We start from the raw sequence: 12,963 nt of genomic DNA, 5'->3' as shown, positions 1-12,963 counted from the left end.
CACTATTTTAACTGTCTATCTGTTGCTTCAAAGCCGTGAAAACCAAGTTATGATCGTCTTGTTGAGGAAGTCCAGAGACAGTCACTGCGCCAATCAAACCACCCGATTTAAGCCGGATAGGAAACGAACCACCATGAGCGCAATACTGTTGCGCATCTATATGAAGCTGAGATTCAAAGTCTCTGTTTTTGGACGCATTGTATTGTCCTATGTAGAATGAGCTATGGCCAAAGCGCATAACTGTCTCACGTTTTCTTCGCATCCAATCTAGATTGTCGATTGACGTACCTAGCATCGCATAGCTGAACAATACTTGCTCAAAAGCATACACTTCTATCGTAACCGAGACCGACAACTCTTCCGCCGCATGTTTTAGCGCGCAGCCAAGCTGCCATGCCGTCTCATGGTTGAACTCGGAGAAAGCTATCTGCTTTTCTTGTTCCAGCAATGCCTCTAATTTGTCTTTCATTATGATAGCTCTGGGTTTACTGAAACAGTCTGGCCTGACTGGCTGCTCTGCATTGCCAATTCGATCAGCTTGATATTCCATAGTGCATCTTCTGCTTTAACCGGTGCATCTTTGCCTTCTCGAATAGCTTGCGCCATGCCCACAAAATAATGTTGGTAACCGCCATGCTCGGACGGCACTTTTTCCGACTCATCAAGCGTATAAAATACGCCATGTTGGTCTGGTGTTTCTTCTGACCATGTATTTTCTATAGGTTGCGCGCCAGCAATCAAACGCTCTTCCTGTGGATCCAGTCCGTATTTTTCGAAGCTACCTTGTGTTCCTTTTACGGTAAAACGCTTGTTCGGCCCAGCACTAAATAAATCGGCATGCAATATCGCTAGGTTGTTTGGGTAATGAAGGATTACATGGAAATAATCGACGTTGTTCGAACCTTCTCGCATGGTTTCACATTGAGCAGTAACGGCTTTTGGAATACCAAATAGCGTGATGGCTTGATCAATCAGGTGAGACCCTAAGTCAAACAAGATCCCTCCACCGATTTCAGCTTGTTCACGCCAACGTTGGCGTACAGCCGGACGGAATCTGTCAAAGTGAGATTCATAGTGCTTCACATCGCCAAACTTGCCACCGTTGATCATTTTCTTAATCGTCAAAAAGTCACCATCCCAACGACGATTGTGATAAACACTTAATACGAGGTTGTTACGGTTCGCCAATTCAATCAGCTCTTGTCCTTGGGCAACATCTGTCACAAATGGTTTTTCGATGATGACGTGCTTATTGTTTTCGAGCGCTTTTTTGGCCAAAGCAAAATGAACATCATTGGGAGCTGTGATGATCACCAACTCAGCATCTGAGTTAACCAACAGTTCATCGGCGCTCAAATAATGCATGGCTTGTGGCCAATCACTTTTTACCTCTTCAGCTTTGCTTGAACTGATTGCCGTTAGCTCAAACTCTTCAAGTGAAGTAATAAAAGGGATATGGAACGTCTTGGCAGAAAAACCGTAACCAATCACGGCCGTTTTGATTGCTGTTGTCATACTTTTGTTCTCGCTAGCTGATCCGTTACGATAAGTTCTATATCGTTGGATTGAATAATATTTATCATGTCTTGAGGAGGTGCTTGGTTGGTCACGATGACGTCAACCTCCTCTAGTTGGCATACTTTGAAGAAGTGTTGTTGGGCAAACTTACCAATTTCACACACCAAAATGACCTTTTCAGCTTGACTGATCATTGCTTGTTTCAAGGCTGCCTCTTCTTCACTGGCTGTAGATAAACCGCTCTCTGATATCGCGCACACACCAATAAAGGTTTTATTCACTTGATACTGAGCCAATTGTGCAACCGCTGTTGCACCAAGCATAGCTCGGTGAAAAGCATTAAATTTTCCGCCAACAAAATGTACGTCAATGTCGCTTTCATCTGCCAAGTGGGACAATACATCAATCGAGTTAGTGACCACCGTTGCCGGCAGCTTCATATAGCAAGCCATTGCAGAAAGCGTGGTGCCAGTGTCGATACTGATAAAGTCGTTAGGCTCTACTAAGCTTGCTGCTACGCGGCCAATTTCTTGCTTATCTAGGCTTAGAGGTTTATCTCGATAAGCGGTCACATGCCCAGTCACGGGAACCGAAATAGCGCCGCCTCGCACTCTTTCAATTCCCTGAATTTGAGTTAGCTTAACCAAGTCTCGACGCGCTGAATCACGTGAAATCTCATAGCGCTCACACACATCAGCTAAGGTAATTTTTTTCACTTCAAGCAGCCATTGCTGCATAGAAAGCAATCTTTCTTCTTGAGTCATAAAACTTACAATCACTTAAAATCTTAAGTCATTGTAAGTGTTTTAATTGGAGATTTCACGAGTTTTTTTGCTAGGTAGGTATTGAGCCAGAAATATGGGAAATATTTCATCTATTTATCGACGTAGAAGTATGCTAGATATTTATAAGGAATATCACTCCGTTTAATTTAAATCGATAAAATTCATTGCAAGCAATCGACAGCTTATATTGTCATAAATAATTCATAAAAGTAGACCACGCTAATATTAGTTTTTCACGTAAATTTGACTTTTGTGTTGATACATTGGCTAGAATCGCCAACACCTTTTTAGTACCCCTTTTATTATGAATATTTATAGCTTGTCTAAACAATCTTATCCCGGGAATAGATATAAGATAGCTAAGTTCATGGTTAGAACTGCCTTTTACTATAAGCCTTTGAATTACCTCTATTCTAATTTGAATGAACAGTCTAGGCTTGCGATCACTAATCACCATCCTGAATTTTTCACTAAACCAATGAGACCATACTTGGCACTGAAACTGCCCAGAACACAAGCAATGCGTATGGTTGTTGAACATCATAATTGGATTGTTAATCAAGGGTTTTCTGATGTATACGACAAAGGCATTAATATTGCCGATATATCTGTCGATGACGAGACCTATCACTTTGTTCTTTCTTACGAGTCTCGATATTGGAAAGAAGGTGAACTCACATTACGCTTAACCGATTTCAAAGAAAACTATTACGTTATCTCTTTTACTATTTACCAAGGAAAAGCCTATATCGGTGGGGTTCAAGGCCCGGAAAAAGATGAGGGGTTTTCGAAAAAAGTTACCAAAGCGCTATTTGGATTAAGGCCTAAATCTCTGATATTAGAAGTTCTTAGAACATGGTTAAATAAAAACCAAATTAGTGAGATACTTGGCATCAATAATAAATATCACACATACTCTTCTATGCGTTATGGGAATATTTCTTTTGATTTCGATAACTATTGGACTGAGCACGGTGGCGATCTACAAAAGAAACAATTCTATAGTGTCCCGCTTGCCCAACAAAGAAAGGACTTAGAATCTCTTTCTAGGACAAAAAGAAAAATGTATCGAAAGCGCTATCAATTTCTCGACTCGTTACCTGAGTTATTAAACTGATATTTGCCAACTGGATATAGAGAATAACCTAACAATGGTGCGGTCATTATGAACGGATTAGCTACTGGCTGCACCGAACCACCAGCACTACCTGCCTTGCTTTATACGTAACTTATCTCATAACTATATTTGAAAATACTAATCTCCCTTCTTAAACCGAAAAAATAGCTTTATTACCCGTTCTCATTCATAAGAGCTATAGTTTAAATGAAAATCAATTGACCATTCTGTTCACACATTAGATTGGAGTGGTGAAATCTGGTACAATGCGCGGCTTTGAAATATCTTAAGTTACAAGGAGATGGTTAATTTATTGTTACTTTACAATAAATATTTGAAATGCTGGCCCTAAAATAATCAGCTCAATCCCAGTATTTTTCCTATCTATTGAGATTTCGATAAATCGAATCAAGATTATTTATGTCTACAAAAATCAACAAACCTGTTTTTGTCTCGTCGTGTATTTTTGCTTTATTGATCGTCGCGTTTACATCGCTATACCCAGAACTCAGCGCACAAACACTTAAGCAGTTCCAGCATTGGCTGGTGACCAAAGCAGGCTGGCTATACATATTATCAGTCGCAATATTTCTTATCTTCGTCGTGCTACTAGCAAGCAGCCGTCTAGGAAATATTAAACTAGGCCCCAATCATTCAGAGCCAGAGTTTGGCAATATCTCATGGTTTGCAATGCTCTTTTCTGCCGGCATGGGTATTGGCTTAATGTTTTTTGGAGTGGCAGAGCCCGTTCTACACTATATGGCGCCACCTGTTGGCACGCCTGAAACCGTTGCAGCTGCTCGTGAAGCAATGCGAATTACATTCTTCCACTGGGGACTTCATGCCTGGGCAATCTATGCGTTGCTCGCGTTAGTTCTGGCCTATTTTAGCTATCGTCACGATTTGCCACTACTGCCACGTTCCGCATTTTATCCATTGATTGGTGAAAAGATCTACGGGCCGATAGGGCACATTGCTGACACATTTGCTGTGCTTGGAACACTGTTTGGTGTGGCCACTTCACTCGGATACGGAGTGCAGCAACTCAATGCCGGACTTCACTTCTTATTCCATATTCCGCAAAGCAGTACGTTACAGCTAGTTTTGATTATTGCGATAACCTGCTTAGCCACCCTATCCGTCGTCTCTGGCTTAGATAAAGGCATCAAATTTTTATCCAACGTAAACATTCTAGCTGCGGTTATTCTGCTTATTGGTGTTCTTGTCTTTGGGCCAACCGAGTTAATTCTTCGCTCCTTTGTACAAAATACGGGCTTGTATCTAAGTAACTTGGTGAGCTCTACCTTTAACCTCTACGCCTATCAACCGAAAGAGTCTTGGCTGGGTGGTTGGACACTACTTTATTGGGGTTGGTGGATTTCTTGGTCACCATTTGTTGGGGTTTTTATTGCCCGAATTTCTAAAGGTCGAACTATCCGTGAATTTATCATCGGCGTACTTCTGATCCCCGCAGGTTTCACTTTCTTGTGGATGACAGCATTCGGCAACTCGGCGATTCATGCAATTGCTCAAGAAGGTGCAACCCAACTAGCCGAAACCGTTAACAGCAATGTTCCCGTAGCCTTGTTTGTGTTCTTTGAACACTACCCTATGGCTAAGTTGTTCTCGTTGCTGTCGGTCTTTCTTGTTGTTACGTTTTTCATTACCTCTGCTGACTCTGGTGCCCTTGTTATCGACAACCTCGCTTCAGGTGGTGAAAGCAATACTCCTGTCTGGCAGCGAGTGTTCTGGACAGCACTGATTGGCGTTATCGCTGCTACCACTATCTTTGCGGGCGGCCTGCAAGCATTGCAGACGCTTACTATCGCCAGTGCATTCCCATTTATGTTGGTCATGCTGGTATTCTGCTACAGCCTGTTAAAAGCGCTCAGAGAAGACTACATGCTTCACTATAGTGTCAACAATCACACTAATATCGTTCAGTACTCTCAAGTCAACGTAAACTGGAAAGAACGATTGGATGCACTCGTAAGCCACCCGAAACAGAAAGAAGCGGATAGTTTCATATTGTCTGTTGCCATCCCAGCACTTGAAAAACTGTCTGAGCATTTTGTCAGTCTTGGCTTTTCGGTCGATATGGAAGAAAATCAGGAGCAAGTGCTCATGGTTGTCCACAAGGATGACGCAACGGACTTTCACTATTGCATCAAATTGATTCCGTTTTCTGTACCTTCTTATGCAGAAGAAGAGTACAACCAGTACTACCGCGCTGAAGTTTTCCTCCATCAAGGAGGCCAAGATTACGATGTGCTGGGCTACACCGAAGAGCAAGTTATCGCAGATGCTATCACCCAATATGAAAAGCACCTGCACTTCATCCACCTTTCAAGCTCGGAAAGACTATCGGATAGCAACGCTTAGTTAACGATAATCACCTCTAATCGAAGGCCGCTATTTAGCGGCCTTCCATCTATTTCCATAGGCGCAGCTGTAGTCAGGCGTTGTTAACGTGTCCGCTATTTCCGCGATAGGCTTAAGTGGGCCAACCTTCGTTTGGTATGGGATGTACCCAGCCCACACTGGTAGATCCAAATCTTCTTTATCATCACTAACATCATTGTTGCTGATTTTGACCGACGCTTCTTCTAGAGGGATTTTTAACAAAGTGGTTGCGGCCAACTCCTTGTCATTACTGAGCCTCACTTCATCTGTTCTACCCGGTGCGATTTGCTCGATAAAGTGATTCAACAATCGATCTTTGTCTTGTTTATTTTCCACCTCATCAAATTGGCCAAATACCACCGCGGATCGATAGTGCGCACTGTGATGAAATGCCGAACGCGCCAAAACCCAACCATCAAATAAAGTAAAGGTTAAACAAGTTTGTGCGCCCGTTTTAAGTTTGCGCATTAGTCGGCTGTTGTTAGCACCATGAATATAAACGTGCTCATCGACACGCCAAGCAAGCATTGGAATAACCACTGGGCCGGATTCACCTTCAATCGCTATATGAGCAATTAAACTTTCATCAATGATTGCATGCAGTTTTTCTCTTTCGAACACTGCTTTGTGTTGTCCTTTTTTTATAGTGGTTCTTTGCGTATTTGATAGCATCGATATTTCCCATTCTCTTGATCTGTTGATTGTAATTTACCAACCAATTGGTACTCTTATTAGAGCCAGATTTAGCACATATATGGGTCCAGTTATGCCATTAATCGACATTGGTGATCTTCAACTGTCTAACAGTAAAGGCGCAAAACAAACCGAGCTTTTCAAGGCAATACGAGAGAAAATCGTCGAGCAACTGTGGCCAATTGGAGGCAAACTCCCCTCAACTAGAAAGCTTGCCGAAGAGTTATCGCTGAGCAGAAATACTGTAACAAACACCTACGAACAATTGGTCGCAGAAGGGTATATAGAAAGCCGCGCAGGTTCAGGGTTTTATGTCTGTATCGAGCTTCCTGAAGCCTACCTACCAGCACCGATTGCACACTCAGCACAACAAAGCTCAATACCTCCTTACAACAACGACGGGGCTTTCGCATCAGGTGTGCCAGATTTAAACCTATTTCCGATAAAAAAATGGCAACGCCTACTACAGCAACATAGCTCGCGCGTACATTTACTGGGTTCGCAGCATATCCAAGGCAGCATAGAGCTGCGCAGTGCGCTGTCCGATTATCTTGCGACAAGTCGAAGCGTAGTATGTAATCCTAGCCGCATCATTATTACTTCAGGGGCACAACAAGCTCTCTCTATTGCTTTAATGGCGACGCTTAGTCCGTCGGATTCAATACTGATGGAACAGCCTGGCTATACGCAAATGAGCAAGATTATCAATCTGCTCGGTAGCAATTTTATCGCAGCTCCTGTGGTGCCAAAACTCGGCTTAGATATAGACTTGGTTCTACAAAGTAATGCCAAAGCGCTGTATATCACACCCAGTAACCAGTACCCACTCGGAACCTCGCTAGATACAAAACAGCGACTGAGCTTAATTGAGTGGGCAGTGCAGGGAAATAGCTGGATCATCGAGGACGATTACGACAGCGAATTTCAATTTGCTCATCGTCCTTACACTAGCATGCAGGGGCTAGCTGGGCAGATGGGCAGAGATGAACATGTCATCTATGTCGGATCATTTAGTAAGGTGATGTTTAATAGTCTAAGGCTTGGCTATTTGGTTGTGCCCGAGTCGCTCATCAGCAAATGTCTAACCATAAAAGATGCAATCACTGGAGATTCCCCTGCTCACGTGCAAGCTGCGTTAGCGGACTTTATTCGCGAAGGAGATCTAATACGACATGTCCGAAAAATGCGTCGCCTATACAAGCTTAAGCACCAAGCAATGATAGACGCTATCAAGCTTCATTTGCCAAGTAGCTTAGAAGTTGTGAGTCAAGCAGCAGGTATGCACATCACTCTAAAATGGCACGGCAGTATCGACGAACAAGATTTGGTAGATGCCGCTCAGAAAGTTGGTCTCAATATTCGTCCGATGAGCTATTACGAGCACAACAAAAATATAGAGCGAGATTGGAACGCAGTCATATTGGGGTTTGGCAATGTATCGATGGATGATATTCCACAGGATATAGCCAGGCTAGCGAGTCTGTTTCACTGTTAGCACCGCTTTCTAGCACGTAAATTATCTCTCATCTTGTAATTTTTGTTCAAAAATTAATGTAAATCAATTACACCTCACTTTGTTAAAAACATCCCACAAAACTATGTTAACTTTCTTACATCATATGATTTGATTATGAAATTAGAAACGAGGCATCTCTTTCGCCGCGTAATTTGATTACAAATCATGAAGATTTTTACAGAATTTGCTGGATAAATAACAGGGAGATAGGGAATGTTTACAGACCCAATCAAGAAATGCAGTAATACCTCTTTTCGCATTAAAAACCTCTTCAATGACAACCCGTTGAGCTTTTGGATTAGCTCTGCAATGGCAGGCGCTTATGTGGGACTTGGTGTTATTTTAATCTTCACTCTCGGAAACCTAGTTGACCCATCTGTGCGATATTTAGTTATGGGTACGACCTTTGGTGTCGCACTCACGCTAGTGATTATTGCAGGCTCTGAACTGTTTACTGGCCACACGCTTTACTTCACCTTAGGAGCCAAAACTGGCCATGTGCGTTGGAAAGATGCGGCGAGAGTTCTTCCTGCAACTTGGGCAGGTAATTTTCTCGGTTCTGTGTTTATCGCGGTATTATTTATGAGCACTGGTGGAGGCAAGCTTTTACCAGATGCCACCAGCCTCTTGCACCTAACCGCTTTAGCAAAATCAACCACGTCTGCTGGAGCACTCTTTGTGAAAGGTATGCTATGTAACTGGCTTGTGTGCCTTGCGATATGGATGTGCCAAAGAGAAACAGGAGTAGGTCGATTTATTGCCATTTGGTGGTGCTTACTTGCCTTCATTGCCAGTGGTTATGAGCACTCTGTCGCCAATATGACCATCTTTGCTTTATCTTGGCTAGGTGATTCAGCTCCTGGGTTTACGGTAGCCGGCGCTGCCAACAACTTGCTTTGGGTTTCACTAGGCAACTTAGTTTCAGGGTCGGTTTTTGTTGGCTTAGGTTATTGGTACGCAACACCTAAAGAAGAGCGACCGATTGTCAGTACTGACAACCTGAAAAAATCGACTCTGACTCGCGCTAACGCATAAATCTTTACGACACATTCGGAATGGCTACTTTGGGTAAACAATCTATGTAACAATAACGCCTAGTTATTAAAAATTATTTGCGTAGATAGAATGAAATTCAAAGCAGCCATTTTCGACATGGACGGTCTTTTGCTCGATACCGAGCGCGTATGTAAAACTATTTTCCAACAAGCCTGCGATGCCCTTAACCTCCCTTTTTTAGAATCCGCTTATCTCAACATCATTGGTTGTAATTCAAAACGTTGTGAAGAGATCCTTACTGGTGCTTATGGCGCAGACTACCAACCATTACACAATGAATGGAAACGACGCTACCAAGCGGTGGTCATGCATGAACCTATCCCTGTAAAGCAAGGTGTGATTGAGCTGTTAGATTGGTTACATAACCAATCCATTCCTATGGCCGTGGCAACTTCTACAGAGAACAATGTCGCCAAAACCAAACTGAGATTGGCAGGCCTCGATCAGTATTTTCAAAACTTAACTACGGGCTGCGAAGTATCCAACAGTAAACCCGATCCAGAGATTTATTTGCTTGCGGCAAGTCGATTGGAAGTAAGCCCGGATGTATGTCTCTCATTTGAAGATTCCAATAACGGTATCAAAGCCGCGGTAGCCGCTGGCACCATTGCCTATCAAATTCCAGATCTCATACAACCGACAGACGAAGTCATTGCACTTGGTCATTCTATTGAACCCTCGCTAACAGATGTGCTTACCAAGCTAAAAAGCATCCACTAGTTCCAGAAATGTCTATATAAACATTGCGCGTATATCCGGCAGCACAAAGTGCTGTCGGTTCCAATTTTGCTATCTCTAACTCTGTGCCAAGCAAATCACTCACAAATGAAAAGGTTTAACTACACTTAGAGATGTGATTGGATTTTGGAGTGAGTTATGCAGCGTTATCTATTTGTTTCTTTGCTGATCTTGTGCAGTACACTTTTACCCCATACAGCCTATTCAAGCTCGACTTCATTTAAAGGAAAAACTATCAGTGTCGTTTACAGCTCGCGCTGGGCACCGTTTTCTTATCACCTAGAAAATCACGCCGTTTCAGGTATTTTGCCGGTTTTACTCAGTAAGATTTTGACTGAAAAAATGGGTATGGAAGTTAACTCCTACGCCGAACCTTGGGCAAGGGCTCAAGAGAGTGCGAAGCAAGGCCGCTACGACGCCATATTTACTGCAATTACTCCGGAAAGAGAACATTATTTTTTAGCCAACAAATACGATTTGTTCTCTTTAGATTGGCGCGCATTTGTTTCTCAAGAATCGCCTTTATTTGAAAACATAAAACCTGACCAAGACATTCTTAAAAATAAGAAATTACAGTACGTAGTCGTCAATGGTGATGGCTCTTCAGAGCAAATACTTAAAAACTACGACTTACCCTATACCTCTCTTACTTCTGCGCAACAATGTTTAGGGTTGATAGCATTTGGTCGAAAAGACGTGTTTCTTCACTCCTACCTTGTTGGCGAGACCCTTCTACATAAAATGAACTTAAACAACAAAGTGAAAGCATTAAGGAAAACGTACAAATCTGTTGGGTTTAAATTACTGCTATCAAGGAAATCGTCCTATGATCAGGCACTACTTGACGAGCTTGATAAACACTTGGCACAAATGATTGAGTCTGGCGAGCTACAGCAGCTCAGAGAACAAGTAGAAAATGAGCAGCTCTTAAAAGCATTAGATTTAAACTAGTTGTTGTAAGAACTGCCCCATTGAAACACTTTGGCTTTATTCCCGAGGTTGAATGAAATTCTCTTTAAGAAAGTCTATAAACAATTGGGTTCGCGCATGTGTTTGCTGTAAGTAAGGGTAGTACGCATATAGTGAGAGACCTTCGCCATGAACGTCAGGCAATATTGAAATAATATCTCCTTTCTCGACACTTTCTTGTGCCAAGTTCTCTGGCGTCAGTACAACTCCCATGCCCCGTTTTACGCTCTCAAATAACGCTTCAGGGTTGGAGGTGACGAAGTTTCCATCCATCAACAAGGTTTCGCCATTCGAAAGAGTGAGTCTTTTTTCTTCATGTTCACCCCAAACTAACAAATTGTGTTCCCTGAGATCTTCAATTGTGCTTGGAGTACCATGACGGCTGAGATAATCAGGTGAAGCGTAAAACCTTTGACGGTGATTGGATAGTGGCAAAGCCTTGTGACTCAGCGTATTTATCTGCTCGACTTTACGACTGATAAAAACATCTAATTGCAACTCAGGAATCTGCCCCGGAGAAGTCATGATCAACTTTACTTTCATATTCGGATATTTCGCTAAGAAGCTATCGATATAAGGCATTAGAATCTTGGCGCCAACCGCAACAGTAGCGCCAATGATAAGTTTCCCATACGGGCTCGAGTCTATGGTTCGGGTTTCATCTACCAGTGATTGCCACTCCAATAACTGGTATCTGGCTTTTTGATAGAAGTGCTCGCCAGCTTCGGTTAATGATAATGAACGTGTCGTTCTCTTCATTAATTGAATATTGAGCTGATTCTCAAGCCAGTTTATCCGTTTACTTAACCCAGAAGTTGTCATGTTGAGGGATTTAGCTGCCGAGTGGAAACTCCCTTGCTCCACAACTCGAACATAAGTGCGCACACTTTCCAACCAATCCATACTTCAACCTCTCATGATTCAACCTATTTATAGATTAATTTACGTCCTTACAGGACACAATATGTTTCTATGTAATCGTTGCATCTATTGGAGAGCAGTAAAGATTAATCTCTATTAGTTCAGTTATGGAGACTAAAGAGAGGATTTAGAGCTAACACCCAAAGGCAATACTATACTCTTTTAAACCAAGGAGTGGTTATGTCTGATTCCCGAGCAAATACTGTAAAACCAGAGAAAGTTCAAACAACATATTGTGGGATACATAAAGTGATGCCGATACAAAAATCAGGGTTCCGTACCATAAGCTCATGGACAAAAGGAGGGATTGCCAGCCTCAGCATCCATTTCTTTTGTACAGTTATTGTAGTGATGTTTTTCTCCACCCTACTCAACAAAGCCTATCCTTCAAATGAAAACTCGTTATCGGTAGCGGTTTCTCCTTGGATACCTTGGCGCATACAGTCAGATGATGGTAGTTGGGGTGGGATAGCAATAGATACACTAAGGGTTATTACCGTATGTACTAAAACAGATCTGGAACTGCTGGATATAAAAAATGCTAAGCGTATGAGAAAAGAATGGGGACGTCGCATCAACGCGGAGTCTGCAATTTCTCCTTTTTGGAGGAAAGCCGAAGAGTCTAGCTCATCCTATACAAGTCCATTATTTTCAACATCTGATATTATTCTTGCCAAAAAAGGAGTATTTAAAAATATTCAGTCTTCCAAAGACTTGCATGGGGAAAAGGTAGGAGTAACGGTTGGATATTACTACCCAGAGGGATTTACTGAAGCATTCAACGCAGGAAAAATACAAACTAGCCCCTCAAACTCAAAAAACTTACTGCCGAAGCTTCTTCGTGGAAGGTTAAAAGCTATCATCATCAATGAAAACGAGCTGCAGTACTTGCTCAGTAACAATCAGTACGATTTCAAATATGATATAGACAACTTTGAAGTAATCTACCGTTTTGAGACCGTACTTTTACACGTAAGGCTCCATCGTGACTATCAACACCTAATTCCTAAGTTTAATGCTGTAATTGAACAATTAAACAGTAGTGGCATAAAAGAACGAATTCAAAGCAAGTATTCTAGTTCCGGCAAAGAGAAAGAGCCTATAAGCTTGGACGAGTGCCCATTCAAACCCAATTAAGTTCCAGCTCCTTGAAAGATAAATTAAAATTGACACATTCATCATTTAGAAAGGGTTTTGAGCTATATAAGATAAATGGAAGTTCTATTAGGGTGCCAATAATTAAACTG

At 42.2% G+C, this 12,963-nt stretch carries 12 protein-coding genes; 7 read left to right on the top strand and 5 right to left on the bottom strand.

The features are described from left to right. Positions 1-7: 7 nt before the first annotated feature. Genes L7A31_RS00890 through L7A31_RS00880 form a run of 3 tightly spaced genes read right to left on the bottom strand, consistent with a single transcriptional unit; the run spans position 8 to position 2,297 of the window. Entirely contained in the window at positions 8-469 is a 462-nt protein-coding gene (locus L7A31_RS00890) for a heme-degrading domain-containing protein (RefSeq protein WP_237359592.1), read from the bottom strand. Continuing rightward, the gene (locus L7A31_RS00885) at positions 469-1,515 is read right to left on the bottom strand and encodes an oxidoreductase (protein WP_237359591.1); all 1,047 of its coding nucleotides are present in this window, start codon (positions 1,513-1,515) and stop codon (positions 469-471) included. The genes L7A31_RS00890 and L7A31_RS00885 overlap by 1 nt, the downstream gene beginning before the upstream one ends. Beyond that, on the bottom strand, positions 1,512-2,297 hold the full coding sequence (locus L7A31_RS00880) for a DeoR/GlpR family DNA-binding transcription regulator (protein ID WP_237359590.1): 786 nt from the start codon (positions 2,295-2,297) through the stop codon (positions 1,512-1,514). The genes L7A31_RS00885 and L7A31_RS00880 overlap by 4 nt, the downstream gene beginning before the upstream one ends. Before the next feature lie 310 nt (positions 2,298-2,607). Between L7A31_RS00880 and L7A31_RS00875 the strand changes: the two genes are divergently transcribed. Together L7A31_RS00875 and L7A31_RS00870 are read left to right on the top strand one after the other, a co-directional pair. Next, positions 2,608-3,420, top strand: coding sequence for a VirK/YbjX family protein (locus L7A31_RS00875; RefSeq protein ID WP_290368730.1), 813 nt, complete (start codon positions 2,608-2,610; stop codon positions 3,418-3,420). Positions 3,421-3,840: 420 nt separating this feature from the next. Then, positions 3,841-5,802 carry a BCCT family transporter gene (locus L7A31_RS00870; RefSeq protein WP_237359588.1) on the top strand — a complete coding sequence of 654 codons (1,962 nt, stop codon included), beginning with the start codon at positions 3,841-3,843 and terminating at the stop codon, positions 5,800-5,802. Positions 5,803-5,832: 30 nt separating this feature from the next. On the opposite strand, the gene L7A31_RS00865 is transcribed toward L7A31_RS00870, so the two are convergent. Then, complete coding sequence (locus L7A31_RS00865) at positions 5,833-6,495, bottom strand: pyridoxamine 5'-phosphate oxidase family protein (RefSeq protein ID WP_237359587.1); 663 nt, start codon at positions 6,493-6,495, stop codon at positions 5,833-5,835. Positions 6,496-6,589: 94 nt separating this feature from the next. Between L7A31_RS00865 and pdxR the strand changes: the two genes are divergently transcribed. The 4 genes from pdxR to L7A31_RS00845 all read left to right on the top strand — a co-directional run bounded on the left by pdxR (position 6,590) and on the right by L7A31_RS00845 (position 10,777). Beyond that, positions 6,590-8,011, top strand: a complete 1,422-nt coding sequence (pdxR, locus tag L7A31_RS00860) for a MocR-like pyridoxine biosynthesis transcription factor PdxR (RefSeq protein ID WP_237359586.1) — start codon at positions 6,590-6,592, stop codon at positions 8,009-8,011. Between the two features lie 234 nt (positions 8,012-8,245). After that, positions 8,246-9,067 (top strand): nitrite transporter NirC, encoded by an 822-nt coding sequence (nirC, locus tag L7A31_RS00855; RefSeq protein ID WP_237359585.1) that lies wholly within the window; start codon positions 8,246-8,248, stop codon positions 9,065-9,067. Between the two features lie 90 nt (positions 9,068-9,157). Next, entirely contained in the window at positions 9,158-9,808 is a 651-nt protein-coding gene (locus tag L7A31_RS00850) for an HAD family hydrolase (RefSeq protein ID WP_237359584.1), read from the top strand. Positions 9,809-9,964: 156 nt separating this feature from the next. Next, a complete protein-coding gene (locus L7A31_RS00845; RefSeq protein ID WP_237359583.1) occupies positions 9,965-10,777 on the top strand; it encodes a substrate-binding periplasmic protein in 813 nt (270 codons plus the stop codon). Positions 10,778-10,813: 36 nt separating this feature from the next. Here L7A31_RS00845 and L7A31_RS00840 read toward each other — a convergent pair whose 3' ends face one another. After that, complete coding sequence (locus tag L7A31_RS00840) at positions 10,814-11,698, bottom strand: LysR family transcriptional regulator (protein ID WP_237359582.1); 885 nt, start codon at positions 11,696-11,698, stop codon at positions 10,814-10,816. A 198-nt stretch (positions 11,699-11,896) separates the two neighbouring features. Between L7A31_RS00840 and L7A31_RS00835 the strand changes: the two genes are divergently transcribed. Continuing rightward, positions 11,897-12,853, top strand: coding sequence for a substrate-binding periplasmic protein (locus L7A31_RS00835; protein ID WP_237359581.1), 957 nt, complete (start codon positions 11,897-11,899; stop codon positions 12,851-12,853). Positions 12,854-12,963: the final 110 nt, after the last annotated feature.

The organism is Vibrio marisflavi CECT 7928, assembly GCF_921294215.1.
In the GTDB taxonomy this organism is placed as follows: Bacteria; Pseudomonadota; Gammaproteobacteria; order Enterobacterales; family Vibrionaceae; genus Vibrio; species Vibrio marisflavi.
This window is presented reverse-complemented; position numbering and strand designations above follow the sequence as displayed.

Coding starts and splice junctions, on each gene's coding strand:
- L7A31_RS00885 (WP_237359591.1), bottom strand. CDS start 1,515: ATGACAACAGCAATCAAAACGGCCGTGATTGGTTACGGTTTTTCTGCC.
- pdxR (WP_237359586.1), top strand. CDS start 6,590: ATGCCATTAATCGACATTGGTGATCTTCAACTGTCTAACAGTAAAGGC.
- L7A31_RS00875 (WP_290368730.1), top strand. CDS start 2,608: ATGAATATTTATAGCTTGTCTAAACAATCTTATCCCGGGAATAGATAT.
- L7A31_RS00890 (WP_237359592.1), bottom strand. CDS start 469: ATGAAAGACAAATTAGAGGCATTGCTGGAACAAGAAAAGCAGATAGCT.
- L7A31_RS00845 (WP_237359583.1), top strand. CDS start 9,965: ATGCAGCGTTATCTATTTGTTTCTTTGCTGATCTTGTGCAGTACACTT.
- L7A31_RS00835 (WP_237359581.1), top strand. CDS start 11,897: ATGTCTGATTCCCGAGCAAATACTGTAAAACCAGAGAAAGTTCAAACA.
- L7A31_RS00865 (WP_237359587.1), bottom strand. CDS start 6,495: ATGCTATCAAATACGCAAAGAACCACTATAAAAAAAGGACAACACAAA.
- nirC (WP_237359585.1), top strand. CDS start 8,246: ATGTTTACAGACCCAATCAAGAAATGCAGTAATACCTCTTTTCGCATT.
- L7A31_RS00850 (WP_237359584.1), top strand. CDS start 9,158: ATGAAATTCAAAGCAGCCATTTTCGACATGGACGGTCTTTTGCTCGAT.
- L7A31_RS00840 (WP_237359582.1), bottom strand. CDS start 11,698: ATGGATTGGTTGGAAAGTGTGCGCACTTATGTTCGAGTTGTGGAGCAA.
- L7A31_RS00870 (WP_237359588.1), top strand. CDS start 3,841: ATGTCTACAAAAATCAACAAACCTGTTTTTGTCTCGTCGTGTATTTTT.